The organism is Hyphomonas sp. L-53-1-40, assembly GCF_000682775.1.
Lineage (GTDB): Bacteria > Pseudomonadota > Alphaproteobacteria > Caulobacterales > Hyphomonadaceae > Hyphomonas.
The window spans coordinates 116,949-137,018 of sequence record NZ_AWFI01000016.1; the positions used below are offsets into that span (position 1 = coordinate 116,949).

At 60.7% G+C, this 20,070-nt stretch carries 16 protein-coding genes; 13 read left to right on the top strand and 3 right to left on the bottom strand.

Going from position 1 to position 20,070, the window contains the following annotated elements:
• Positions 1–70 precede the first annotated feature (70 nt).
• From L53_RS11530 to L53_RS11540, 3 genes are read left to right on the top strand one after another with little or no spacing between them, the layout of a single operon-like run.
• A complete protein-coding gene (locus L53_RS11530) occupies positions 71–1,972 on the top strand; it encodes a peptidylprolyl isomerase (RefSeq protein ID WP_255342023.1) in 1,902 nt (633 codons plus the stop codon).
• Complete coding sequence (trpE, locus tag L53_RS11535) at positions 1,969–3,396, top strand: anthranilate synthase component I (protein ID WP_034815506.1); 1,428 nt, start codon at positions 1,969–1,971, stop codon at positions 3,394–3,396. The genes L53_RS11530 and trpE overlap by 4 nt, the downstream gene beginning before the upstream one ends.
• A complete protein-coding gene (locus L53_RS11540; protein ID WP_034815508.1) occupies positions 3,393–3,977 on the top strand; it encodes an aminodeoxychorismate/anthranilate synthase component II in 585 nt (194 codons plus the stop codon). The genes trpE and L53_RS11540 overlap by 4 nt, the downstream gene beginning before the upstream one ends.
• Here the strand turns inward: L53_RS11540 and L53_RS11545 are convergent.
• Positions 3,974–4,450, bottom strand: coding sequence for a pyridoxamine 5'-phosphate oxidase family protein (locus L53_RS11545; protein ID WP_034815510.1), 477 nt, complete (start codon positions 4,448–4,450; stop codon positions 3,974–3,976). The two genes, L53_RS11540 and L53_RS11545, sit on opposite strands and share 4 nt — an antisense overlap.
• Positions 4,451–4,580: 130 nt before the next feature.
• Positions 4,581–5,588, bottom strand: a complete 1,008-nt coding sequence (locus L53_RS11550; protein ID WP_034815513.1) for a class I SAM-dependent methyltransferase — start codon at positions 5,586–5,588, stop codon at positions 4,581–4,583.
• A 202-nt stretch (positions 5,589–5,790) separates the two neighbouring features.
• Between L53_RS11550 and trpD the strand changes: the two genes are divergently transcribed.
• The 3 genes from trpD (at position 5,791) to lexA (ending at position 8,376) form a co-directional block, all read left to right on the top strand.
• A complete protein-coding gene (trpD, locus tag L53_RS11555) occupies positions 5,791–6,834 on the top strand; it encodes an anthranilate phosphoribosyltransferase (RefSeq protein WP_034815515.1) in 1,044 nt (347 codons plus the stop codon).
• Positions 6,831–7,634: an indole-3-glycerol phosphate synthase TrpC gene (trpC, locus tag L53_RS11560; RefSeq protein ID WP_034815516.1), complete on the top strand. Its 804-nt coding sequence runs from the start codon at positions 6,831–6,833 to the stop codon at positions 7,632–7,634. The genes trpD and trpC overlap by 4 nt, the downstream gene beginning before the upstream one ends.
• 61 nt (positions 7,635–7,695) lie before the next feature.
• Complete coding sequence (lexA, locus tag L53_RS11565; protein WP_034815518.1) at positions 7,696–8,376, top strand: transcriptional repressor LexA; 681 nt, start codon at positions 7,696–7,698, stop codon at positions 8,374–8,376.
• Here the strand turns inward: lexA and L53_RS11570 are convergent.
• Positions 8,373–10,493: a ComEC/Rec2 family competence protein gene (locus L53_RS11570; RefSeq protein WP_051607880.1), complete on the bottom strand. Its 2,121-nt coding sequence runs from the start codon at positions 10,491–10,493 to the stop codon at positions 8,373–8,375. The two genes, lexA and L53_RS11570, sit on opposite strands and share 4 nt — an antisense overlap.
• 21 nt (positions 10,494–10,514) lie before the next feature.
• Between L53_RS11570 and gltX the strand changes: the two genes are divergently transcribed.
• The 7 genes from gltX to purL all read left to right on the top strand — a co-directional run bounded on the left by gltX (position 10,515) and on the right by purL (position 20,044).
• Positions 10,515–11,984: a glutamate--tRNA ligase gene (gltX, locus tag L53_RS11575; RefSeq protein ID WP_034815519.1), complete on the top strand. Its 1,470-nt coding sequence runs from the start codon at positions 10,515–10,517 to the stop codon at positions 11,982–11,984.
• A 49-nt stretch (positions 11,985–12,033) separates the two neighbouring features.
• The gene (gltA, locus tag L53_RS11580; protein WP_034815520.1) at positions 12,034–13,338 is read left to right on the top strand and encodes a citrate synthase; all 1,305 of its coding nucleotides are present in this window, start codon (positions 12,034–12,036) and stop codon (positions 13,336–13,338) included.
• 117 nt (positions 13,339–13,455) lie between these two features.
• Complete coding sequence (purQ, locus tag L53_RS11585) at positions 13,456–14,124, top strand: phosphoribosylformylglycinamidine synthase subunit PurQ (RefSeq protein ID WP_034815521.1); 669 nt, start codon at positions 13,456–13,458, stop codon at positions 14,122–14,124.
• Between the two features lie 104 nt (positions 14,125–14,228).
• Positions 14,229–15,425 carry a DUF418 domain-containing protein gene (locus L53_RS11590; protein ID WP_034815522.1) on the top strand — a complete coding sequence of 399 codons (1,197 nt, stop codon included), beginning with the start codon at positions 14,229–14,231 and terminating at the stop codon, positions 15,423–15,425.
• A gap of 67 nt (positions 15,426–15,492) precedes the next feature.
• Positions 15,493–16,503 (top strand): adenosine deaminase, encoded by a 1,011-nt coding sequence (locus L53_RS11595; protein WP_034815524.1) that lies wholly within the window; start codon positions 15,493–15,495, stop codon positions 16,501–16,503.
• Positions 16,504–16,546: 43 nt separating this feature from the next.
• Positions 16,547–17,725, top strand: coding sequence for a DUF3089 domain-containing protein (locus L53_RS11600; RefSeq protein WP_034815525.1), 1,179 nt, complete (start codon positions 16,547–16,549; stop codon positions 17,723–17,725).
• A gap of 48 nt (positions 17,726–17,773) precedes the next feature.
• On the top strand, positions 17,774–20,044 hold the full coding sequence (purL, locus tag L53_RS11605; RefSeq protein ID WP_034815754.1) for a phosphoribosylformylglycinamidine synthase subunit PurL: 2,271 nt from the start codon (positions 17,774–17,776) through the stop codon (positions 20,042–20,044).
• Positions 20,045–20,070: the final 26 nt, after the last annotated feature.

The window sequence follows — 20,070 nt, forward strand, 5'->3', positions numbered from 1 at the left end:
CGGGGTCGCCTAGCAAGCACTGGACCACCGCTCAACCTGCCAGAAAGACGCTGCCGATATGCTAGCCTTGATGAAAAGCCTGATGAATTCCTTCGTCGGGAAGATTATTGTCATGATCATCATTGCGGGGATGGCATTCTGGGGTGTTGACCAGATGTTCGCCCAGCTGCGGGGCGGAATCGGCTCCAACATGGCCGCCGCAGGCAGCCGGGGCTTTGATGCCACCACCTTCGACCGCCGCGTCGAGAGCGTCATCCGGAACATCAATGCGGACTCCGAAGAGCCTGTTACCAAGCCGGAATTGCTGGAACAGGGCGTCATTGACCAGGTCTTCCAGCTCGAAGCCGCCAAGCTCACCTTGCTCGGCTATGCCGACTCCATCGGCGTCCATCCCTCCACCGATGCCGTTGTGGAAGAACTGAAGAACATCGACGCCTTCAAGAACCCGCTGACCGGCGCGCTCGACCTCGATACCTATCGCGATGTCCTCTATCGCAGCCGCATCAGCCAGGCGGATTATGAACAGCAATTGTCTGACGATCTCACGATGAAAGCGCTGCGCGACGCAGCCGGTGCCGCGATCTATCCGCCGAAAACGCTTTCCGGATTGCAAGCACGCTATATTGGCGAGGCCCGCAATGTCGGCTGGTTCATTCTCGACACCAGCAGCCTGCCTGAGCCTGACGCGCCCACCGAAGAAGACATTCGCGCCTATTATGATGAAAATCTCGAAGCGCTCAAACAGCCTGAGCGTCGGATGATTGATGTGCTGCGCATGTCTGCCGAAGACTTCCTGTCAGAGGTCACCGTGACTGATCAGGAAGTGGCCACCGTCTATGAAGCCAGCAAGTCGGAGCGGTACTCAGAGCCTGACACCCGCACCTATGTCGAGCTCATGTTCTCCAGCCGCGAAGCGGCCCGCACGGCCTTTGGCCTGCTCGCCGCAGGCGCAGACCCGGCAAGCGTAGAAGGCGTCGCCTCGCGCGAAACCCGGACCGGCCGCCGTGAAAGCGTGTCCGATCCTCTGCTCGCAGAAGCCATGTTCGGGGCCGGCAAGCAAAGCGGCGCCCTGTTTGGCCCGGCTGAGCGCGGCGACCAATGGCTCGTGGCGCGGCTCGTCTCGGTCCAGCCCGGCGCAGTCTTTCCCCTGGAACAGGTTGAAGGCGAGATCCGCGACCAACTCTCCCGCGAACGCGCAGCCGTCCTCCTGTTTGAGAAAATGGAAGCGCTGGATCGCGCAATTGGCGCTGGCTACCCGATCGGTCAGATCGCCGAGGAAGTCGGCGTGCCGCTCATCACATTCGCGCCCGTTGACCAGTCTGGCCGCACCCGTGAAGGCGTGGCACTCATGGGCTTGATCAGCGCCGGAGAAGCTTTCCAGCAGGCGTTCGAAATCCCGGTCGGTGAAAACAGCAACCGCATCGATATTGGCGAAGCCACCTATCTCACATCCCCCCGCAAAGTGCTTGAAAGCTACACGCCGGAATTTGAGGAATTGCGTGAGGATGTGCGCACCGGTCTTGTTCGCCAGCGTGAAGCCAACGGCGTACAGGCCGCGCTGGATGATCTGACCGACCGGATCAAATCTGGTGAGAGCACACTGGAAGCTGAAGCGCGCGCTGCCAACGAAGTGGTCGAAACACCCCTCGCGCCGATCACACGGCGCACGGCTGCCGATTCCGGCCTGCCAAATGCGGCAGTCACTTCCGTCTTCAGCGGCAAGGAAGGCGATGTCTTCACCTTCCCGAGCCGGACGGGTGATGCAGTCATGGTGATGCAGATCACCGACATCACACCACCGAGCGAGGCGGACATGTCGGAACTGGCCCCATTGGCCAATTCCAGCCTGCTGACCTCTCTGCAGACCGATCTTGATCAGGCGATGGAAGCCGAGATTGCGGCCACCATGAAGCTACGCACCAATCAGGGCACGCTCAGAGCCTACAAGGCCACTATCACGTCAGACCAATGAGCAATGCCAGACTGATTGTCCGTCGGCGAATCGGGGACATAGAAACCCCGGTTGCCGCCATGCTGAAGCTGGGCGCGGAAACGCCCGGCAGCTTCCTGTTCGAGTCGATTGCAGGTGGCGAACGCCTCGGGCGATATTCCTTCATCGGGCTTGAACCTGACCGCTGGTTTCGCATTCTCAATGGCAAAGCCGAGACGGCTAGCGATGCTGACTTCTCGGACGCCAAGACGCTTGATGCCGAGCCTGTTGCGGCCCTGAAAGCCTTTGCCCGCGATGCCCGCGCCAGCGCCGACGAAGACCTGCCACCTATGGCCTCAGGGGCCTTTGGCTATGTCGGCTATGACATGATCCAATATGTCGAGCCGGTGGAGATTACAAAGCCGGACATGCTGAACGTGCCGGAAGCCCTGCTGGTCATCCCGCGCGTGGTCATCGTGTTCGATCACATCTATCAGGAAATCCTGCTGATCGGCCGCGTCGAAGCCGACAACGAATCCGAGATCAACGCCCTGCTCGACGATGTCGAGGCACGGCTGGAACGCCTGCCCCAGATGCCACCCAAGGATCAGGCGCCCGCACCAGTGGAGCTTCAGTCCAATACGTCCAAGGCGCGCTATTTCGAGATTGTCGAAGCGTGCAAGGACTATATCCGCGCCGGGGACATCTTCCAGGTCGTACCGAGCCAGCGTTTCTCCACACCCTTCCCGCGCCAATCGATCAGCTATTATCGCGCGCTTCGCCGCCTGAACCCGTCGGCCTTCATGTTCCACATGAATCTCGGCGCGGTCAGCCTGGTCGGCTCCAGCCCGGAAATTCTCGTTCGCGTCCGCGATGGCCGCGTCGCCATCCGCCCGATCGCCGGCACACGGCCGCGCAGCGGGGATGATGAGGAAGACGCCCGCCGCGCCGAGGGCTTGCTCAACGATCCGAAAGAGATCGCCGAGCACCTCATGTTGCTGGACCTTGGCCGCAACGATGTCGGCCGCGTCGCCGCCTATGGCAGCGTGACGGTCACCGAGCAGTTCATCGTCGAGCGCTACAGCCACGTCATGCACATCGTCAGCCATGTCGAAGGCGACCTGCGCGAGGGGCTCGACAGCGTGGATGCGCTCTTCGCAGGCTTCCCCGCGGGCACCGTCTCGGGCGCGCCGAAGATCCGTGCCATGCAGATCATCAACGAGATGGAAAGCCATCGCCGCGGCATCTATGGCGGCGCAGTCGGCTATTTCGGCTGGAATGGCGATCTCGACACCTGTATCGCGCTGCGCACCGCGGTGCTGAAGGATGGCCAATTGCACATCCAGGCTGGCGGCGGCGTCGTGCTCGATTCCGTGCCGCAATACGAATATGATGAAACCGTCCACAAGGCAGGCGCACTTCGCCGCGCTGCCGAACTGGCCGCCGCATATGAGCATGACCAATGAGCGCGCCAAAGAAGCAGATCCTCGTCATCGACAATTATGACAGCTTCACCTGGAATCTCGTCCACTACCTGGAAGAGCTGGGCGCGGAAACGCGCGTGGTCCGCAATGATGAAATGACGGTCGAGGAAGCCCTCGCCACCGGTGCGGACGGCGTGTTGCTGTCGCCCGGCCCCTGCTCTCCAAATGAAGCAGGGATCTGCGTGGCGCTCATCCAGAAGGCACCTGAAGACCTGCCGATCCTCGGCGTCTGCCTCGGCCATCAGTCCATCGGGCAAGCCTTTGGCGGCGAGGTCATCACCGCCAGGGAAATCCGGCATGGCAAGCTGTCAGAAATCCGCCAGACCGGCGGCGACCTTTTCGAAGGTTTGCCCGAAACCTATCAAGTGGTGCGATACCATTCACTCGCGGTGAAGCCTGAAGACCTGCCGGAAGTGCTGGTAGCTGACGCCTTTACCGAGGACGGCGAAGTCATGGCCCTGCACCACAAGACACGGCCGCTCTACGGCGTGCAATTCCACCCGGAAAGCATCCTGACCGAACACGGCCACGCGTTGCTCAAGAACTGGCTCGACAAGCTTTAGAAGCTGATTTCGAAATGCTCGCCAATGTCCGGCTTGTCGTCGGTGAGATTGGCTTTGGCAATTTCGTAGAAGAACTTCGCACCCCCTTTTGACGTCCAGACTTCACCGGCATCAAGCGACAGTTTCAGCAGTAGGACGTCAGGATCCTGTTTGCCGTCTTCGTACCAGCTGGCCGCGATGAAGCTCCAATATTCATCAAGCTTCTCCTTGTTGATTTCTGGCGTGAGGCGACCGGACAGGCTGGCATAAAGCCCTTCCTTGTCATTGCACAGAACATAGTGCGCGTTCGTTCCGTTGGCATGTTCGGCCATGAACGTACCCTTGGCGGTGATGAACCACAGCTCGCGCTTGTTCTCATCAACATAGTGGGACATGGGCACAGCCCGGCCATCGATCACGAGCATGCCTGTACGACAGTCTTCAAGACGGTCCCAGAAAGTTTCGGTGAGGTCCTTGTCGGCGAGTTGGGTCATGGGAGAGAAGTTCCTTTTTGAGTGTTTCCATCTCAACGCCTTTGCACGCTGCCGGTTCCGGAAGGGACTTGTGTGCCCCAAAGAAAAAGGGCCCCGCAGGGCCCTCTCCCGATACGGATGATCCGGCTGCCTATTTCGGCTTGCGGAAGCGCAGCGTCATGCGGTCTGACTCGCCGATGGCAGCCATCGCCTCGCGCTCAGCGCTGCCTTCCTCGGTCGTGGCAAGGCTCGGTGACAGGCGCCACACGATGTCGCCCGGACCGGCATCGTCGGCGGGGTTGGAATTGACCTCACTCGATTCTTCCAGTTCGAACCCGGCAGCCTCGAAAGCATCGACCACGATGCTGGTCTTCAGATATCCTGCATTTCCATCGGCCCACTCGTCCGGCGTGTCTTCCGACGCGCGGTGCTGGACCACTCCGACCACGCCGCCCGGCTTCAGAATACGATAGGTCTCGGCAATGGTAGCTGTGAACGTGCCAAGCTCTGCTTCAGTCCGGTAGAGATTGTGCAATGCCCGAATGAACAATGCAGCATCGGCCTTCTCTGCCTTGTCGTCCGGCAGGGTTGTCAGCTTGTAGTCATAGACTTTCGCGCCATTCTCGCCGGCCCAGCCTTCTGCGGTCTCAGTCCAGCCTTCAAGCTGGGCCAGGATGCCCGCGACGCGTTCCTCGTCGGCGCCTGGAAGGATGCGAATCCACATCTCGTCCGGATAGTGCGCGCCGATCAGTTTGCCCTCAGGACCGAGATAAGGAAGCAGGATCTTGGAATACCAGCCACCGCCCGGCAGGGCCTCGACAACCGTCATGCCCGGCTCGATGCCGAAAAATTCCAGCGTTGCGCCCGGATTGCGCGCATCGTAGCGGGCCTGCACCTCTTCCGGCTGCATGGCCAGCGCGGCGGCGAGCGCCACGGAGTTGGAGACGTTCATGGCATCATCTACCGTCTCGGCCGCTTCGGCCATTTCCGCTTCGACCGCAGCCTCCACTTCCACGTCTTCTTCCGCGTCCATCACGGTTTCGACTTCGATTGTCTCTTCGGCGGTCAGGTTGTCTGACATATCGTCTGCTGGTGCGGTCTGACAGGCGGCCAGCAAGGCCATGCCGGCTACGCCCGCGAGCAACAAATTGGGTTTCATAATGTCCTCCTCAATCAGGTTTGTTTTCTCTTGAATTTCCCCTGTTCGGCGAACCTAACCCAATCTTCCTGAAAACGCGATCACGTGTTCGTGTATCCTGCTTGAAGCCTTTGTGGCGGAGGTACCGAAACCTCGCCCTGCGGCGTCGTCAGACTTGATCTGACGCCCTCACACGCCCTATGCAGGCGCGAACCAGACCCGGATGACCTTCCTTATGCCATCAGACAGTCTCACCACCGCCCTGCTGGCCCTTGCCCGCCGCCAGCCGTTGGACGTCGCTACGCTTGAGGGGGCTTTCGACAAGCTCTTGTCCGGCGAAGCGGCCCCCGAAGAGATCGGCGCGTTTCTCATGGGCCTGACCGTGCGTGGCGAGACAGCCGATGAGCTCGCGGCCGGGGCGCGCATCATGCGCCGACATGCCCGGAAGGTGCATGTGCAAGGACCTGTCCTCGATACATGCGGAACAGGCGGCCTGCCATGGAAAAGCCTGAACACGTCCACAGCCAGCGCGATTGTCATCGCGGCGGCAGGCGGACGCGTCGCCAAGCATGGCAATCGTTCGGTGCCGCCCAAGACCGGCTCAGCCGACGTCCTCGAAGCGCTCGGCGTCAATCTCGACATGGACGAAGAGACCTTTCTTGAATGCCTGAATGGCTGCGGCGTCGCCTTCATGTTCGCGCGCAGCCATCACAGCGCCATGCGCCATGTCGCGCCGGTGCGCGCAAAACTTGGCATCCGCACCATCTTCAACCTGCTTGGCCCGCTCAGCAATCCGGCTGGCGCCGAATACCAGGTGTTGGGCGTATTCGCGCCCGAATGGGTGCGCCCGATGGCCGAGACCCTGTCGCGTCTCGGCACCAAGCGCGCCTGGGTCGTGCACGGCCTGGACGGCATTGACGAGATCTCCATCGCCGGCACGACGAAAGTCTGTGAAGTCGCGGGCGATGACCTGCACGAATTTGAACTGACGCCTGCCGATGCCGGGCTGGAAACCAGCCCGCTTTCGACCCTCGAAGGTGGAGGCGTGGAAGACAATGCGCTCGCCATCACCGAATTGCTGGAGGGCCAGGAAGGCCCGTTCCGCGATGTCGTGCTGCTCAACGCGGCCGCCGGCCTTCATGTTTATGGAAAGGCTGACACGCTCAGACAGGGTGCCGTCATGGCCGCCGAGGCCATCGATAGCGGCAAGGCCCGGCAAACCCTGCGAGCACTGGCCGCCCTCTCCAACGGGCAGGACCCGGAATGAGCACCGCCCTTGATCGCATCATCGCCTACAAGGTCGATGAAGTCGCCGCCGCCAAGCGCGAGACCCCGCTGGCCGCGCTGGAGTCACGCCTGCCCGAGGCCAGCCCGCCGCGCGGCTTCGCTCAATCCATGTCCATGATTGCCGGCCTCGACGAGAACGCGCTGATCTGCGAGCTGAAGCGCAAGAGCCCGTCCGCCGGGGACATCCTGCCGGGCGCGGATCCTGTCCAGATTGCCCGCGAATATGAATCCGGTGGCGCGGCCTGTCTCTCCGTCCTGACGGACGGGCCGAGCTTTGGCGGCAATCTGGAGGATTTCGCTCAAATTCGCTCCGCTGTGGGCCTACCCATGCTGCGCAAGGATTTCATGATCGATCCCTATCAGGTGATCGAATCCCGCGTGCATGGCGCCGATTGCGTCTTGGTCATCATGGCCTGCCTCAGCGACGCTCAGGCCAGCGAGATGACGGATACGGCACTCGACCTCGGCATGGATGTCCTGCTCGAGACCCACAATGAGGAAGAGTTGGCACGTGCACTCGACCTGCCGTCTCCGCTCATTGGCATCAACAATCGGGACTTGAAGCGCATGGTCACCGATCTGGCCACAACCGAGCGCCTCGCGCCGCTGGTCCCGGCTGAGAAGGTGCTGATTTCCGAAAGTGGCGTCTCATCGCCCGAACATATCAAAAGATTGCGCGAAACAGGCGCCCGGCGCTTTCTTATCGGGGAAAGCCTTATGAAAATGGGCATAAACCGCCACAAAAGCGTTACACAAATGAGGGTAGGTGGCACGAATTGACCCGAAGCATGAACACATGTAGAACATAAGTGAACATAGATTCGCCCGAAGGGAGTCACCCGTGCTGACTAGTAAACAAAAGGAATTGCTGCTCTTCATCAATGAGCGCATTCAGGAAACCGGCGTTTCGCCATCCTTTGACGAGATGAAGGATGCGCTGAACCTGGCGTCCAAATCCGGCATCCACCGTCTTATCACAGCGCTTGAAGAGCGCGGGTTCATCCGGCGTCTTGCGCATCGGGCCCGCGCTCTTGAAGTGCTGAAACTACCGGAGTCGGTTTCGCCCGGTGCCCCTCGCGGCCGCAAGGAGTTCAAGCCGGCGCTCGTATCCTCCGGTCAGCCTGCCCCGACACAGAGCGCACATACCGTGCCGCTGATCGGCCGCATTGCCGCCGGTCTGCCGATTTCTGCGATCCAGCAGGACAATGGTCACGTCAACGCGCCAGATGGCCTGACCGATGGAGAAGAACACTTCGCCTTGGAAGTTCAGGGCGACTCAATGATCGACGCGGGTATCCTTGAGGGTGACATCGTGGTCTGCCGTCGTACGGATACAGCCAATACCGGCGACATCGTCGTCGCGCTGGTCGACGGTGAGGAAGCCACACTGAAGCGCCTTCGCCGCAAAGGCGCCTCCGTGGCGCTTGAAGCCGCCAATCCGGCGTTCGAAACACGTATTTTCGGACCAGACAGGGTGCAGGTACAGGGCCGCCTCGTCGCTCTGATCCGTCGCTACGACTAATCGGTTTCCACACTGCAAGGTTTCCAGGGCCGCGCTTTACAAGGCGCGGCCTTTTTCGATGACGCACCTTTCGTGTTGAGGGTGATCGCACCTGTCCGGACTACGTCAGACCACAAGACAGGCTCAGCGCAATTGACGGATCGTTCGCCCGTATCCGTCAGGGCGTGTGGGACAAGTTCATACGCGGCATCGGCGCGAGGATGACAGGCTGTGGCGTCGGCATCGGGGCGCGGCAGCGCTACCCGGCCGATCTCGGTATCCAGAATGCACGGCCAGTCTGTACACAGTCCTGACGGCTCCAACGTGCTGAACCGCATCGGCGACAAACCATCCCCATCAATATAGCTGATCTTGTGAACCTCTCCACCAGCCAGCCGCACGAACACGTCACCCGAGGCCGACCAATGCAGCGCCATGGCCGGAGCCGAGATCCACAGCCAGATTGCCGGCCCGCTGAGGGCAACCACAAACAGCCAGCGCCATACGCCCCTTGCAATCACGGCCAGTCCCAACGCCGCACTGAACAGGACGAGTGAGACACCCGGCATCTGCTTGCCGGGAGATAACCCGCTTGGTGCCTGATCGGTACACGTCTGGGCGATCCAGAGAATGGCCTCCAGCGAGTAGCCAAAGACACGCAGGCCCAGATCTCCATATCCAAATGGCGTGAGGATCAACGCGGCCGCTGCGGCGGGGGCGCTCACGAACGTAATCACCGGCATGGCTGCAAGATTGGCCAGCAGGCCCAGCCCCGCGAGCCGGTCAAAATGGTAGAGTGCGTAGGGGGCTGTTGCCGTGCCGGCGACGAGAGACGTGACCGCGAGCGAGGCCCAGCTATAGCTGAAGCTGCCCAGCACCTGGTCGGAAGCGGATCGGCGCGCTGTCCAGGCCTCGTAGGTGGCGATCAGGGCACCTGACGCTGCGAACGACATCTGGAAGCCGGGCGTCATGACGCTTTCCGGCTGCAATAGGATTACCAGGATCATCGCAATTGCAAAGGAACGCAGGCTGAGTGCTGCCCGGTCGAACAGAACCGCGCCGAACACGACCGCCAACATGATAAACGCCCGCTGGGTGGAAACGCCCGCGCCGGAAAGGACCAGATAGGCCAAACTCGCACCGAGTGCGATGATCGCTGCAGGTTTCTGCACCGCCACGCGCAGCGCCAATGGCTCGATACAGGCGAGCAACCGCCGCATGAGGTAGAAAACCAGCCCGCCCACAATCGCCATATGGAGACCGGAGATTGCCAGAAGGTGCGCCAGGCCGGAATTACGCAGGGCGACCTGATCCTCCACGCGCATATAGCTGCGGTCGCCCGAAACGAGCGCAGCCGCGAAGCCACCCGCCCGATCACCCGCGGCAATGTTCACATGTGCCGCCAATTGCCTGCGGAAGGCTGCGACCTTCATCCGGATATCGGGCAGTATTCCATCCGGCGCGCCAAGCGTGCCACCCCGGCAGCGGCCCTGCACATAGCCAACGCCGCCAAGTTGCTCAAACCATGCCTGCCGCCGGAAATCATATTCCCCCTCCATGCTCGGGGCAGGCGGCGGCCTCAGCACACCCCAGCATCGTACAAAGCGTCCGGACGAAACCTCCAGCCGGGAGCGATGCGTCAGGCGCACGGTCTTGGGTGTCGTTTCCGGCGTGAGCCCGGCGATGGCATGCACATCAATGCGCAAACGCGGTCCCTTGGCGCCTGTCTCGATTTCCGACAGCCAGCCTTCGACCATGACCGGCCCGGTCTCTGCAACAATTACGGGTGCTGCGACCAGCCGCGCCCGCAACGAGGCTGAACTCATCCCAAGCGCCGCGCCGAAGGCAAGCCACACGCAAAGTTGAAGCAGGGATGGCAACAGGAATCGTCGCCCCAGCGCGATCAGGATCGCCATGGCAAGCGGCGCCAGCAATACCGGTTCAAAGTCTGGTTCAGCGGGAGCCAGAAAATACGCCGCAGCGCCGCTTGCCATGGCAAAGGCGAGCAACAGGGGCAGTGCATCGACGGTCGCAATTGACCATATCTGACGTGGCTGCGCTGCATCCTGCGCGGCGCGCCCCTTGCCTTTGGCAGGGGAGTTGTGTTTCTGCGGCGCAAGAGCCTCACCCGCGTCCATCAATCGGAGCCCGCCTGTCCCATGAGCGTCATCACGCGTTTTGCCCCCTCTCCCACTGGCATGCTGCACATTGGAGGGGCAAGGACGGCACTTTTCAACTACCTCTTCGCGAAACGGCACAACGGGAAGTTTCTTCTGCGGATCGAGGATACCGACCGCGCCCGTTCATCTGACGAGGCCACGGCCGCCATTCTGGAAGGCATGGACTGGCTTGGCCTGACGCCGGACGCGCCAGCGGTCATGCAGTTTGACCAAGCCGCTCGCCACACGGAAGTTGCCCTCGACATGATCGCGCGCGGCACCGCCTTCCGTTGCTATGCGACGCCCGAAGAACTGCAAGCGCGCCGCGACCTCGGTGAGGAAAAACGCCAGGCTGCCAAGGCAGACGGTATTTCAGATGATGCGAAAGCTGCGCTGCTGGCCGAGGCCAATGCATTGCTCGCCCCCTATCGCTCTCCGTGGCGCGATGGCGCGCCGGCGCCTTCCAGGGATGCGCCCTATACCGTGCGGCTGCGCGCACCGGATGGCGGCGACCGGATGCTGGAGGATGGCGTTCAGGGCCGCGTGACCATTCAAGCGAGCGAGTTGGACGACATGATCCTGCTGCGCGCCGACGGCACCCCGACCTACATGCTGGCCGTGGTGGTGGATGACCACGATATGGGCGTGACCCATGTGATCCGGGGCGATGACCATCTGAGGAATGCTTTCCGCCAGATCCCGATCTATGAGGCGATGGGCTGGGATATCCCCAAATTCGCTCACGTCTCCCTGATCCATGGACCGGACGGGGCGAAACTGTCCAAGCGCCACGGCGCCCTTTCGACGCTGGCCTATCGCGAGATGGGTTATCTGCCGGAAGCCATGAAAGCCTACCTGCTCCGCCTTGGCTGGAGCCATGGTGATCAGGAAATCTTCACCGAAGCCGAAGCGACGGCGCTGTTCGATATCGAAGGTATCAACAAGGCACCCGCGCGGCTGGACCTCGAAAAGCTGGGCCAGATCAACTCCCATTTCATTCGTGCGACCGATGACGCGCGCCTTTTCGATCTTCTGTTGCCCTATCTTGAATCCAATGCCCCAGTGAGCGACGCCGAGACCGTTCGCATCCGCGCTGCGATGGCCGGCCTGAAGGATCGCGGCACGACGCTCCCCGAACTGGCTGAGGCGTTCGCGTTCCTACGGGACATCCGTCCGATCCAAATGAACAAGAAGGCGCGAAAGTCCCTGTCAGAAGAAGGACTTGACCGGCTCGCCGGTCTGCGCGACGAACTGCAGCAATTGCGCCAATGGACAGCAGAAACTATATCGCACGTCATAAGTTCCTATTGCGCTGACCACGACCTCTCCATGGGACAGGTGGGTCAACCGCTACGGGCTGCGCTGACAGGCGGCTTGCCCGCGCCAGACATTGCACCGGTCCTTGAATGGCTCGGACAGGATGAGGCGCTGGGACGTATTGAAGATCAAACGGCGAAGGCAAGGGATTAAACTCCCACGCCGCGCTGGACAAAAACATGATTTGGAAGGGCTAAAGCTGATGGAAAACAAGACCAAAGACGCTGGTACAGCGAAGATCGAAATTGACGGCAAATCGTATGACATGCCCGTCCTGTCCGGTACGCATGGGCCGAACGTCATGGATGTACGCAAATTCTACGCGCAATCCGGCCAGTTCACCTTTGACCCGGGCTTCACCTCCACGGCGAGCTGTGAAAGCCAGATCACCTTCATCGACGGCGAAGAAGGCATCCTGTTGCACCGCGGCTATCCGATTGGCCAGCTGGCTGCGCAGGCGACTTTCCCGGAAGTTTGCCACCTGATCCTGAACGGCGAACTGCCTTCCAAGGCCGAACTCGACAGCTTCAATGACGAAATCAAGCAGCACACATTGCTGCACACCCAGATGGACCGCTTCTTCGAAGGGTTCCGTCGTGACAGCCACCCAATGGCCATGCTGACCGGAACGGTTGGCGCGATGGCGTCATTTTATCCTGGCGCCATGGACAGCGAAGATCCGGAAGAGCGTCGCCTCGCCTCGATCCGCCTGATCGCGAAGATGCCAACGCTCTGCGCTCGCATCCTGAAGTACAATATGGGCCAGAAATTCGTCGATCCGCGCAACGAGCTGTCTTATGCGGAGAACTTCCTCAGCATGTGCTTCTCGGTCTCCGCTGAAGACTACAAGGTCGATCCGAAGATTGCGAAAGCAATGGACCGCTTCTTCATCCTGCACGCCGATCACGAGCAGAATGCCTCGACCTCGACCGTGCGTCTTGCAGGCTCGTCGGGCGCGCACCCATTCGCGGCTGTGGCCGCTGGCGTGGCCTGTCTCTGGGGCCCGAGCCATGGCGGCGCAAACGAAGCCTGCCTCAACATGCTGCACGAAATCGGCACAGTGGACCGCATTCCGGAATTCATTGAAAAGGCCAAAGACAAATCTGACCCGTTCCGCCTGATGGGCTTCGGGCACCGCGTCTACAAGAACTACGATCCCCGCGCGACCGTGATGCGTGAGTCCGCGCACGAAGTGCTCGACCTGCTGGGTCTGAAGGATCAGCCGATTCTGAAAGTCGCCATGGAGCTAGAACGGATTGCCCTGGAAGATGAGTACTTCGCCGAGAAGAAACTCTACCCGAATGTCGACTTCTATTCCGGCATCATTCTCGACGCGATCGGATTCCCGAAGCAGATGTTCACCGTCCTGTTCTCGCTGGCCCGTACGGTTGGCTGGATTGCCCAGCTCAACGAGATGCTGGTCGACCCGACACAGCGCATTGGTCGCCCGCGCCAGATCTATACCGGCGCTGCCCAGCGCGATTATGTACCAATGGATCAGCGTTAATCCGCCATCCACGATTCAGAAAGCCCCGGCAGCGTCCGGGGCTTTTTTGGTTTCGGGACAGGCAATACCGCAAATGCCTGTTCCCTTTTCACCCGACTCCCTGCTAAAGGCCTGCGCATGAAAACCGCTGTGATTGTCTTCCCCGGATCGAACTGCGACCGCGATGCGCATGACGCCCTCGCCAAGGTAACAGGCCAGGCGCCGGCCATGGTCTGGCACAAGGATGGCACGATCCCGGAGGGCACTGACCTCGTCATGGTTCCCGGTGGCTTCTCCTATGGCGACTACCTGCGTTGCGGCGCGATGGCAGGCAATTCACCCGTGATCTCGCAATTGCACGACCATGCCGCGCGCGGCGGCTATGTGCTCGGCGTCTGCAACGGCTTCCAGATCCTCTGCGAAACGGGTCTCCTGCCCGGCGCGCTTATGCGCAATGCGTCGCTCCACTTTGTCTGCCGCCCTCAGGCCCTGAAGATCGAGTCGACAAACACGGCCTATACAAGCGCCTATTCCGACACATCGGACGTAGTGATCCCCGTCGCCCACCATGACGGCAATTATTTTGCTGACGACACCACGCTCAATACGCTGGAAGGCGAAGGCCGCGTGGCCTTCCGCTATGCCAGCGGCCAGAACCCGAACGGCTCTGCGCGGGACATCGCCGGCATTCTCAGCGAAAATGGCCGCATCCTCGGCATGATGCCGCATCCAGAGCGCGCCATTGGCGGGCATGAAGGCGGCACCGACGGTCTCGGCGTATTCGAAAGCCTGCTCAGCGCGGCTTGACCTCCGGGCCTCCTTAATGGCCCGCGCCCACACAAGATTATTCTTGACGCGACAGGCGCTTGAATATATCGATAATCAATAATTTTGGGGCTGCGGGCAACACCATGACATATCTTGAAGAAAGCCAGGCTGCTGGCCGCGAAATCTTTCCTGACCTTGCGCGCGCATGGGCACTGTTCGGCATCGCGCTGGTCAATGTCGGCGTCCTGTCCTGGCCCATGATGAGCAGCTATCATGCCGATGGTGCAACGGTGAGCGGCATCGATGACGCGGCCTGGTTCGGCGTCAACGCCCTGTTTCTGATGAAGTCCTACTCACTGTTCTCCTTCATGTTCGGGGTCGGCTTCGCCTATCAGATGCAGTCCGCTGAACGGCGCGGGGTCGGGTTCGCAGGGCGGTACTGGCGTCGCATCGTGGGCTTGCTGGCCTTTGGCGCGCTGAACATTGCCTGCTTCTTCATCGGCGACATTCTCGTGATCTATGCGGTGCTCGGCTCGATCCTGTTCCTGTTCCGCAATGCGTCCCAGAAGACGCTGATCGTCTGGGGCTGCATCATCTACGCAATCCAGATCCTGCTCGTCTCAGCGATCGCGCTCATGATGTATCTAGGGGTCACCTTTGCACCAGAGGAAATGGTGGCGGTGACGGAAGAGTTCGCCGTGGCAGACGCCAAGGCGCTCGAAATCTTCGGGTCGGCCGGTTTTGCCGAAACAGCGGCCTATCGCGTGTCTGAATATCTCTCAGGCTTCCCTTTCATGATCATGTTCCAGGGATTTGGTGCGTTCGCCTTCTTCCTGTTCGGCCTGGCGGCCGTACGCAGCGGCATCATCGCCCGTGCCTCGGCCCCTATCTGGAAACCTGCGCGCCGTTTCGCACTGCCTGTCGGTTTGCTGCTCAGCAGCGGAGGCGGCTGGTTGCTGGTCGACAGCCACGGCATGACCGATCCGAGAATGCTGCTCGGCCTTGTCCTGGTCACGATCGGCAGTCCGTTCTCGACTTTTGGATATCTCGGCGTGATCGCGAAATGGGCCGAAGGTACACCGGGGCCCGTCACGGTTTTCTTCGCACGGGGCGGCACGTCCTCGCTCACCGCCTACCTGATGCAGGGCCTGATCTTCTCGTTGCTGTTCACCGCGTATGGCTTTGGTTACTTCGCGAGCCTGACCGCGGCACAGACCATTGGCGTTGCCTTCCTCACCGCACTCTTCAGCGTCGCCTTTGTCAGCCTCTGGCGGGTGAAGTTCCAGCGCGGCCCCATGGAGACCATCCTGCGCAACTGGACCTATCTCGGCGCACGTTAGCCGCGTTCGACCGGTTGCCCTTCGCGTCCGATCCGGTTCTATGGGACTGACCCGACAGGAGGCTTCCATGACCGCCCATAAAGATCTCATCGCGCGCTTGCCCAAGGCTGAGCTTCACCTGCACATCGAGGGCAGTTTCGAACCGGAGATGATGATGGCGCTGGCCGAGCGCAATCAGATCGATATTCCGTTCAAAACGCTGGAAGAGGCCAAGGCGGCCTATGACTTCAACAATCTTCAGGAATTCCTAGACCTTTATTATCAGGGCATGAATGTGCTGCGCACCGAGCAGGACTTCCATGACATGACTTTCGCGTATCTGAAGCGCGCCAAGGAAGACAATGTCGTCCATGTCGAGATGTTCTTCGATCCGCAGGCGCATACAGAGCGCGGCGTGGCGTTTGGAACTGTCGCTGATGGTATAATCTCGGCGCTGAAGCGCGGCGAGGAAGAGCTGGGCATCACATCCGAACTCATCATGAGCTTCCTGCGCCATCTCAGCGAAGAGGATGGGTTTGCCCTGCTGGAAGAATCCGTACCCTGGCACGACCATTTTGTCGGCGTGGGCCTCGACAGTTCCGAGGTCGGGCATCCGCCGTCAAAGTTCCAGAAACTGTTTGCGCGTTGCCGCGAGCTTGGCTTCAAACTCTGCCTGCATGCCGGCGAGGAAGGCCCTCCGGAATATGTGCGAGAGGCCCTTCTGGACATAGGTGCCGACCGGATTGATCATGGTAACCGCGCGATGGAAGATCCCGCTCTGATCGCCGTATTGCGCGACACCCAGACGCCGCTCACCAATTGCCCCCTGTCAAACCTATCGCTCTGCGTGCTCGACGACCTGCGCAAGAGCCCGGTGAAACGCCAGCTGGAAGAAGGCTTGCTGGTGTGCGTGAACTCTGACGATCCGGCCTATTTCGGCGGCTATATCGGCCAGAATTACGAGGCCATCACCGAGGCGCTGGACCTGTCGGCCGATCAGATCGTCCAGCTGGCCCGCAATAGCTTCACCGGCTCGTTCCTGAGCGACGCCGACAAGAGCCGCCACCTGTCAGAAATCGACCGGGTGCTGGGTCACTGACGCACGCTCAACGAATCCTTTCCAACACTCAGGAGAATTCGCAATGCTCAAGAAATTCATTCTCGGTTCGGCCGCGCTTGCGATTTCCGCCTGCGGAAACGATGCCGGCTCAGTGACTGACGCCCCGGCCGACCCGCCTATCGAGCCGCCTGCCTTCGCGGTGAATGACTATTCCGATACAGCGAACTGGCTTTGTCATCCGGACAAGAGTGACGATGCCTGCTCCATCGACCTGACAGCCACCGAAATACTGGCGGACGGCACCACGACCCGATTGCCCTATACCCCGGCGGCTGAGCCCGCCTTCGACTGCTTCTACATCTACCCAACAGTCTCTTTCGACGTGACGCCAAACAGCGACATGATTGCCGGGCCTGAAGAGTTGAACGTTGTTGCCAATCAGTTCGCCCGATACGGCGAAACGTGTCGGCTCTTTGCCCCGATCTACCGACAGACCACATTGCTGGAACTGCAAAAGCAGATGACCAGCGGTCAAACAGGGGCGGACGACGCGATGCGCTACGCTGATGTGATCGGCAGCTGGAACACCTACCTGGGCAACGAGAACAATGGACGCGGTGTCGTCCTGATCGGCCACTCCCAAGGTGCCAGCATGATCTACCAGATGCTGGAGAATGACATCGTCGGCTCTCCTGCTGAGGAAAAGCTCATCGCAGTCCACGCCATTGGGTATGAAACGGCTATCGATCCTTCGACCGGACTCGCCTCTGGTCTGCCGGTATGTTCCTCCCCGTCCCAAACCGGATGCCTTGTCAGCTTTGCAAGTTTCCGCGAATCTTCGCCGCCGCCCGAGGACTCATTCTTCGGCAAGATTCAGGACGGCAAACGCGCGGTCTGTACGAATCCGGCGGCGCTCGGCGGTGGCAACGGTGATTTGAAAGCTTACATGCCCCGCCAGAGCCTTGGGAAACTTACTCCCAATGATTACGGCGTCGCGGTCGACACACCTTTCGTGGCACTCCCCGGCCTGCTTTCAGCCGAGTGTCTCGCCAACAATACCCATGACTGGCTGGCAATTGGCATACATGCTGATCCGGCAGATCCGCGCGCCGATGACATTCCGGGCGATCTTGTTTTCAACGGCAAAGTGGTCCCCGATTGGGGCCTGCATCTTGTCGACATGAATCTCGCAATGGGCAACCTGGTGGACCTCGCCAAAATGGAAGGACAGGCCTGGCTGGACGCCCAAAACGCAGAGTGAGCACAATGAGGCTGGCGACTCGTGGCAATTGCCGCTAAAGCGCCGGTCATGACTGACAAAACTGCGATCCTCGCCCACCTCACCGCCGAGCAGGATGACACTGCCGGCCTGGAACATGGCATCAAGGCCGACGAATGGGAGCGCCTCGTCACGCGGCTCGGGCGCAAGCCGAACCTCGTCGAACTCGGCATCTATTCGGTGATGTGGTCAGAGCATTGCTCGTATAAATCCTCGCGTCGTCATCTCTCGAAATTCCCGACCAAGAATGCCCGCGTTATCCAAGGCCCCGGCGAGAATGCGGGCGTGATCGACATAGGCGACGGACAGGCGGCGATCTTCAAGATGGAGAGCCACAACCACCCGTCTTACATTGAGCCCTATCAGGGCGCGGCCACCGGCGTCGGCGGCATCCTGCGCGATGTCTTCACCATGGGCGCGCGCCCGATCGCGCTGGTCAATGCATTGCGCTTCGGCTCCCCGGACCATCCCAAGACCCGTAGCCTTGTTGCCGGGGTCGTGGCCGGCATTGGTGGATACGGCAACTGCGTCGGCGTGCCGACCGTGGCGGGCGAGACCCAGTTCGACGAAGGCTATAATGGCAACATCCTCGTCAATGCGATGGCCGTGGGCCTCGCCGACCAGGACAAAATTTTCTATGCGCGCGGCGCGACGCCTGGAAACCCGATCTTCTATGTCGGCTCGAAGACCGGGCGCGACGGCATCCATGGCGCGACCATGGCGTCTGCCGAATTCTCTGAGGGCGACGAAGAGAAACGCCCGACCGTGCAGGTCGGCGACCCGTTCACCGAAAAGCTACTGATCGAGGCCTGTCTCGAACTGATGGCGACAGACGCCATTCAGGCAATCCAGGACATGGGCGCTGCTGGCCTGACCTCCTCCTCGGTCGAGATGGCCGCCAGCGGCGGCGAGAATGGCGAAGGCATCGGCGTGGTCATGGACCTCGACAAGGTGCCCCAGCGCGAAGAAGGCATGACAGCCTACGAGATCATGCTGTCCGAGAGCCAGGAGCGCATGCTCATGGTGCTCTATCCCGACAAGATCGATGTCGCGAAAGCGGTGTTCGACAAATACGACTTGTCGGCAGAAGTGATCGGCGAGACGACTGACAATGGCCATCTTGTGCTGAAACAGTTCGGCGAAACGGTGTGTGACATCCCGGTTGCCCCGCTGGCCGATGATGCCCCGAACTATGACCGCCCTTGGACTGAGCCGCCAAAGCGCGCGCCGCTGGACATTTCGAAATATCCCGAGCCTGAAGATTATGGCGAGGTTCTGCTGAAGCTCATGTCCTCCCCCGACATGGCCTCCAAGCGCTGGATCTGGGAACAGTATGACCGCCATGTGATGGGCGATACGGTCGATTCCTCACAGAGCCAAGGCGACGCAGCGATTGTGCGCATCCACGGCACAAACAAGGCGCTCGCCATCTGTTCCGACTGCAACCCGCATTATGTGGCCGCAGACCCGTATGAGGGCGGCAAGGCCGCCGTGGCCGAGGCCTATCGCAACCTGTCTGCCGTCGGCGCAATGCCAATTGCGATCACGGACAATCTCAATTTCGGCAATCCGGAAAAGCCGGCCACGATGGGATACATCGTGAAAGCCATCGAAGGTATGGCGGAAGCCTGCCGCGAGCTCAACTTCCCGGTCGTGTCCGGCAACGTGTCGCTCTATAACGAGACAGATGGCGTTGCCATTCCGCCAACGCCCGTTGTGGGCGGTGTCGGACTGATCGAGGACCTATCCAAGGTCGCGACGCTGAAGGGCGCGCAGGATGGCGATCTCGCCTTCATGATCGGGTCGGATGGGAGCGAGCTCGGTGCCAGCCTCTACGCCCGCCAGATCCTTTCCTTGAAAGGGAACGATCTTGGCACGCCGCCGGTCATGCACCTCGACCGCACAGTGAGCATCGCCTCCGCTGTTCGTAAACTGGTCGGGTCGGACGTAGTCCGCGCCGTGCATGACACGAGTGAAGGCGGGTTGGCTTGCGCTGTAACGGAGATGGGACTTGCTTCGGGCCTTGGCACGGAAATCTTCGCCCCCGCCGACAACACTACAGCTTACCTGTTCGGCGAAGACCATGACCGCTATGTCGTGGCTGTGTCCCCGGCCCATGAAGAAGCATTGCGCACCGAACTGGCCCAGTCTGGAATTCCAGTCACGCAAGTCGGCGTGTTCACCGGTGACGGCATCGCGTTCAAAATCGTGGGAGCCACATCCGAGCATTACCTCCCTCTCTCCCGCCTCCGCGAGGCGCATGAGGGATGGCTCCCCACCTATATGAATTCCGTCGACTGACCGAAAAACGCCCCTCCCGCATTCTG

What these genes read in the sequence shown, in the direction of transcription:
- L53_RS11530 (WP_255342023.1), top strand. Translation starts at nt 71, where the DNA reads ATGAAAAGCCTGATGAATTCCTTCGTCGGGAAGATTATTGTCATGATC.
- trpE (WP_034815506.1), top strand. Translation starts at nt 1,969, where the DNA reads ATGAGCAATGCCAGACTGATTGTCCGTCGGCGAATCGGGGACATAGAA.
- L53_RS11540 (WP_034815508.1), top strand. Translation starts at nt 3,393, where the DNA reads ATGAGCGCGCCAAAGAAGCAGATCCTCGTCATCGACAATTATGACAGC.
- L53_RS11545 (WP_034815510.1), bottom strand. Translation starts at nt 4,450, where the DNA reads ATGACCCAACTCGCCGACAAGGACCTCACCGAAACTTTCTGGGACCGT.
- L53_RS11550 (WP_034815513.1), bottom strand. Translation starts at nt 5,588, where the DNA reads ATGAAACCCAATTTGTTGCTCGCGGGCGTAGCCGGCATGGCCTTGCTG.
- trpD (WP_034815515.1), top strand. Translation starts at nt 5,791, where the DNA reads ATGACCTTCCTTATGCCATCAGACAGTCTCACCACCGCCCTGCTGGCC.
- trpC (WP_034815516.1), top strand. Translation starts at nt 6,831, where the DNA reads ATGAGCACCGCCCTTGATCGCATCATCGCCTACAAGGTCGATGAAGTC.
- L53_RS11570 (WP_051607880.1), bottom strand. Translation starts at nt 10,493, where the DNA reads ATGGACGCGGGTGAGGCTCTTGCGCCGCAGAAACACAACTCCCCTGCC.
- gltX (WP_034815519.1), top strand. Translation starts at nt 10,515, where the DNA reads ATGAGCGTCATCACGCGTTTTGCCCCCTCTCCCACTGGCATGCTGCAC.
- gltA (WP_034815520.1), top strand. Translation starts at nt 12,034, where the DNA reads ATGGAAAACAAGACCAAAGACGCTGGTACAGCGAAGATCGAAATTGAC.
- purQ (WP_034815521.1), top strand. Translation starts at nt 13,456, where the DNA reads ATGAAAACCGCTGTGATTGTCTTCCCCGGATCGAACTGCGACCGCGAT.
- L53_RS11590 (WP_034815522.1), top strand. Translation starts at nt 14,229, where the DNA reads ATGACATATCTTGAAGAAAGCCAGGCTGCTGGCCGCGAAATCTTTCCT.
- L53_RS11595 (WP_034815524.1), top strand. Translation starts at nt 15,493, where the DNA reads ATGACCGCCCATAAAGATCTCATCGCGCGCTTGCCCAAGGCTGAGCTT.
- L53_RS11600 (WP_034815525.1), top strand. Translation starts at nt 16,547, where the DNA reads ATGCTCAAGAAATTCATTCTCGGTTCGGCCGCGCTTGCGATTTCCGCC.
- purL (WP_034815754.1), top strand. Translation starts at nt 17,774, where the DNA reads ATGACTGACAAAACTGCGATCCTCGCCCACCTCACCGCCGAGCAGGAT.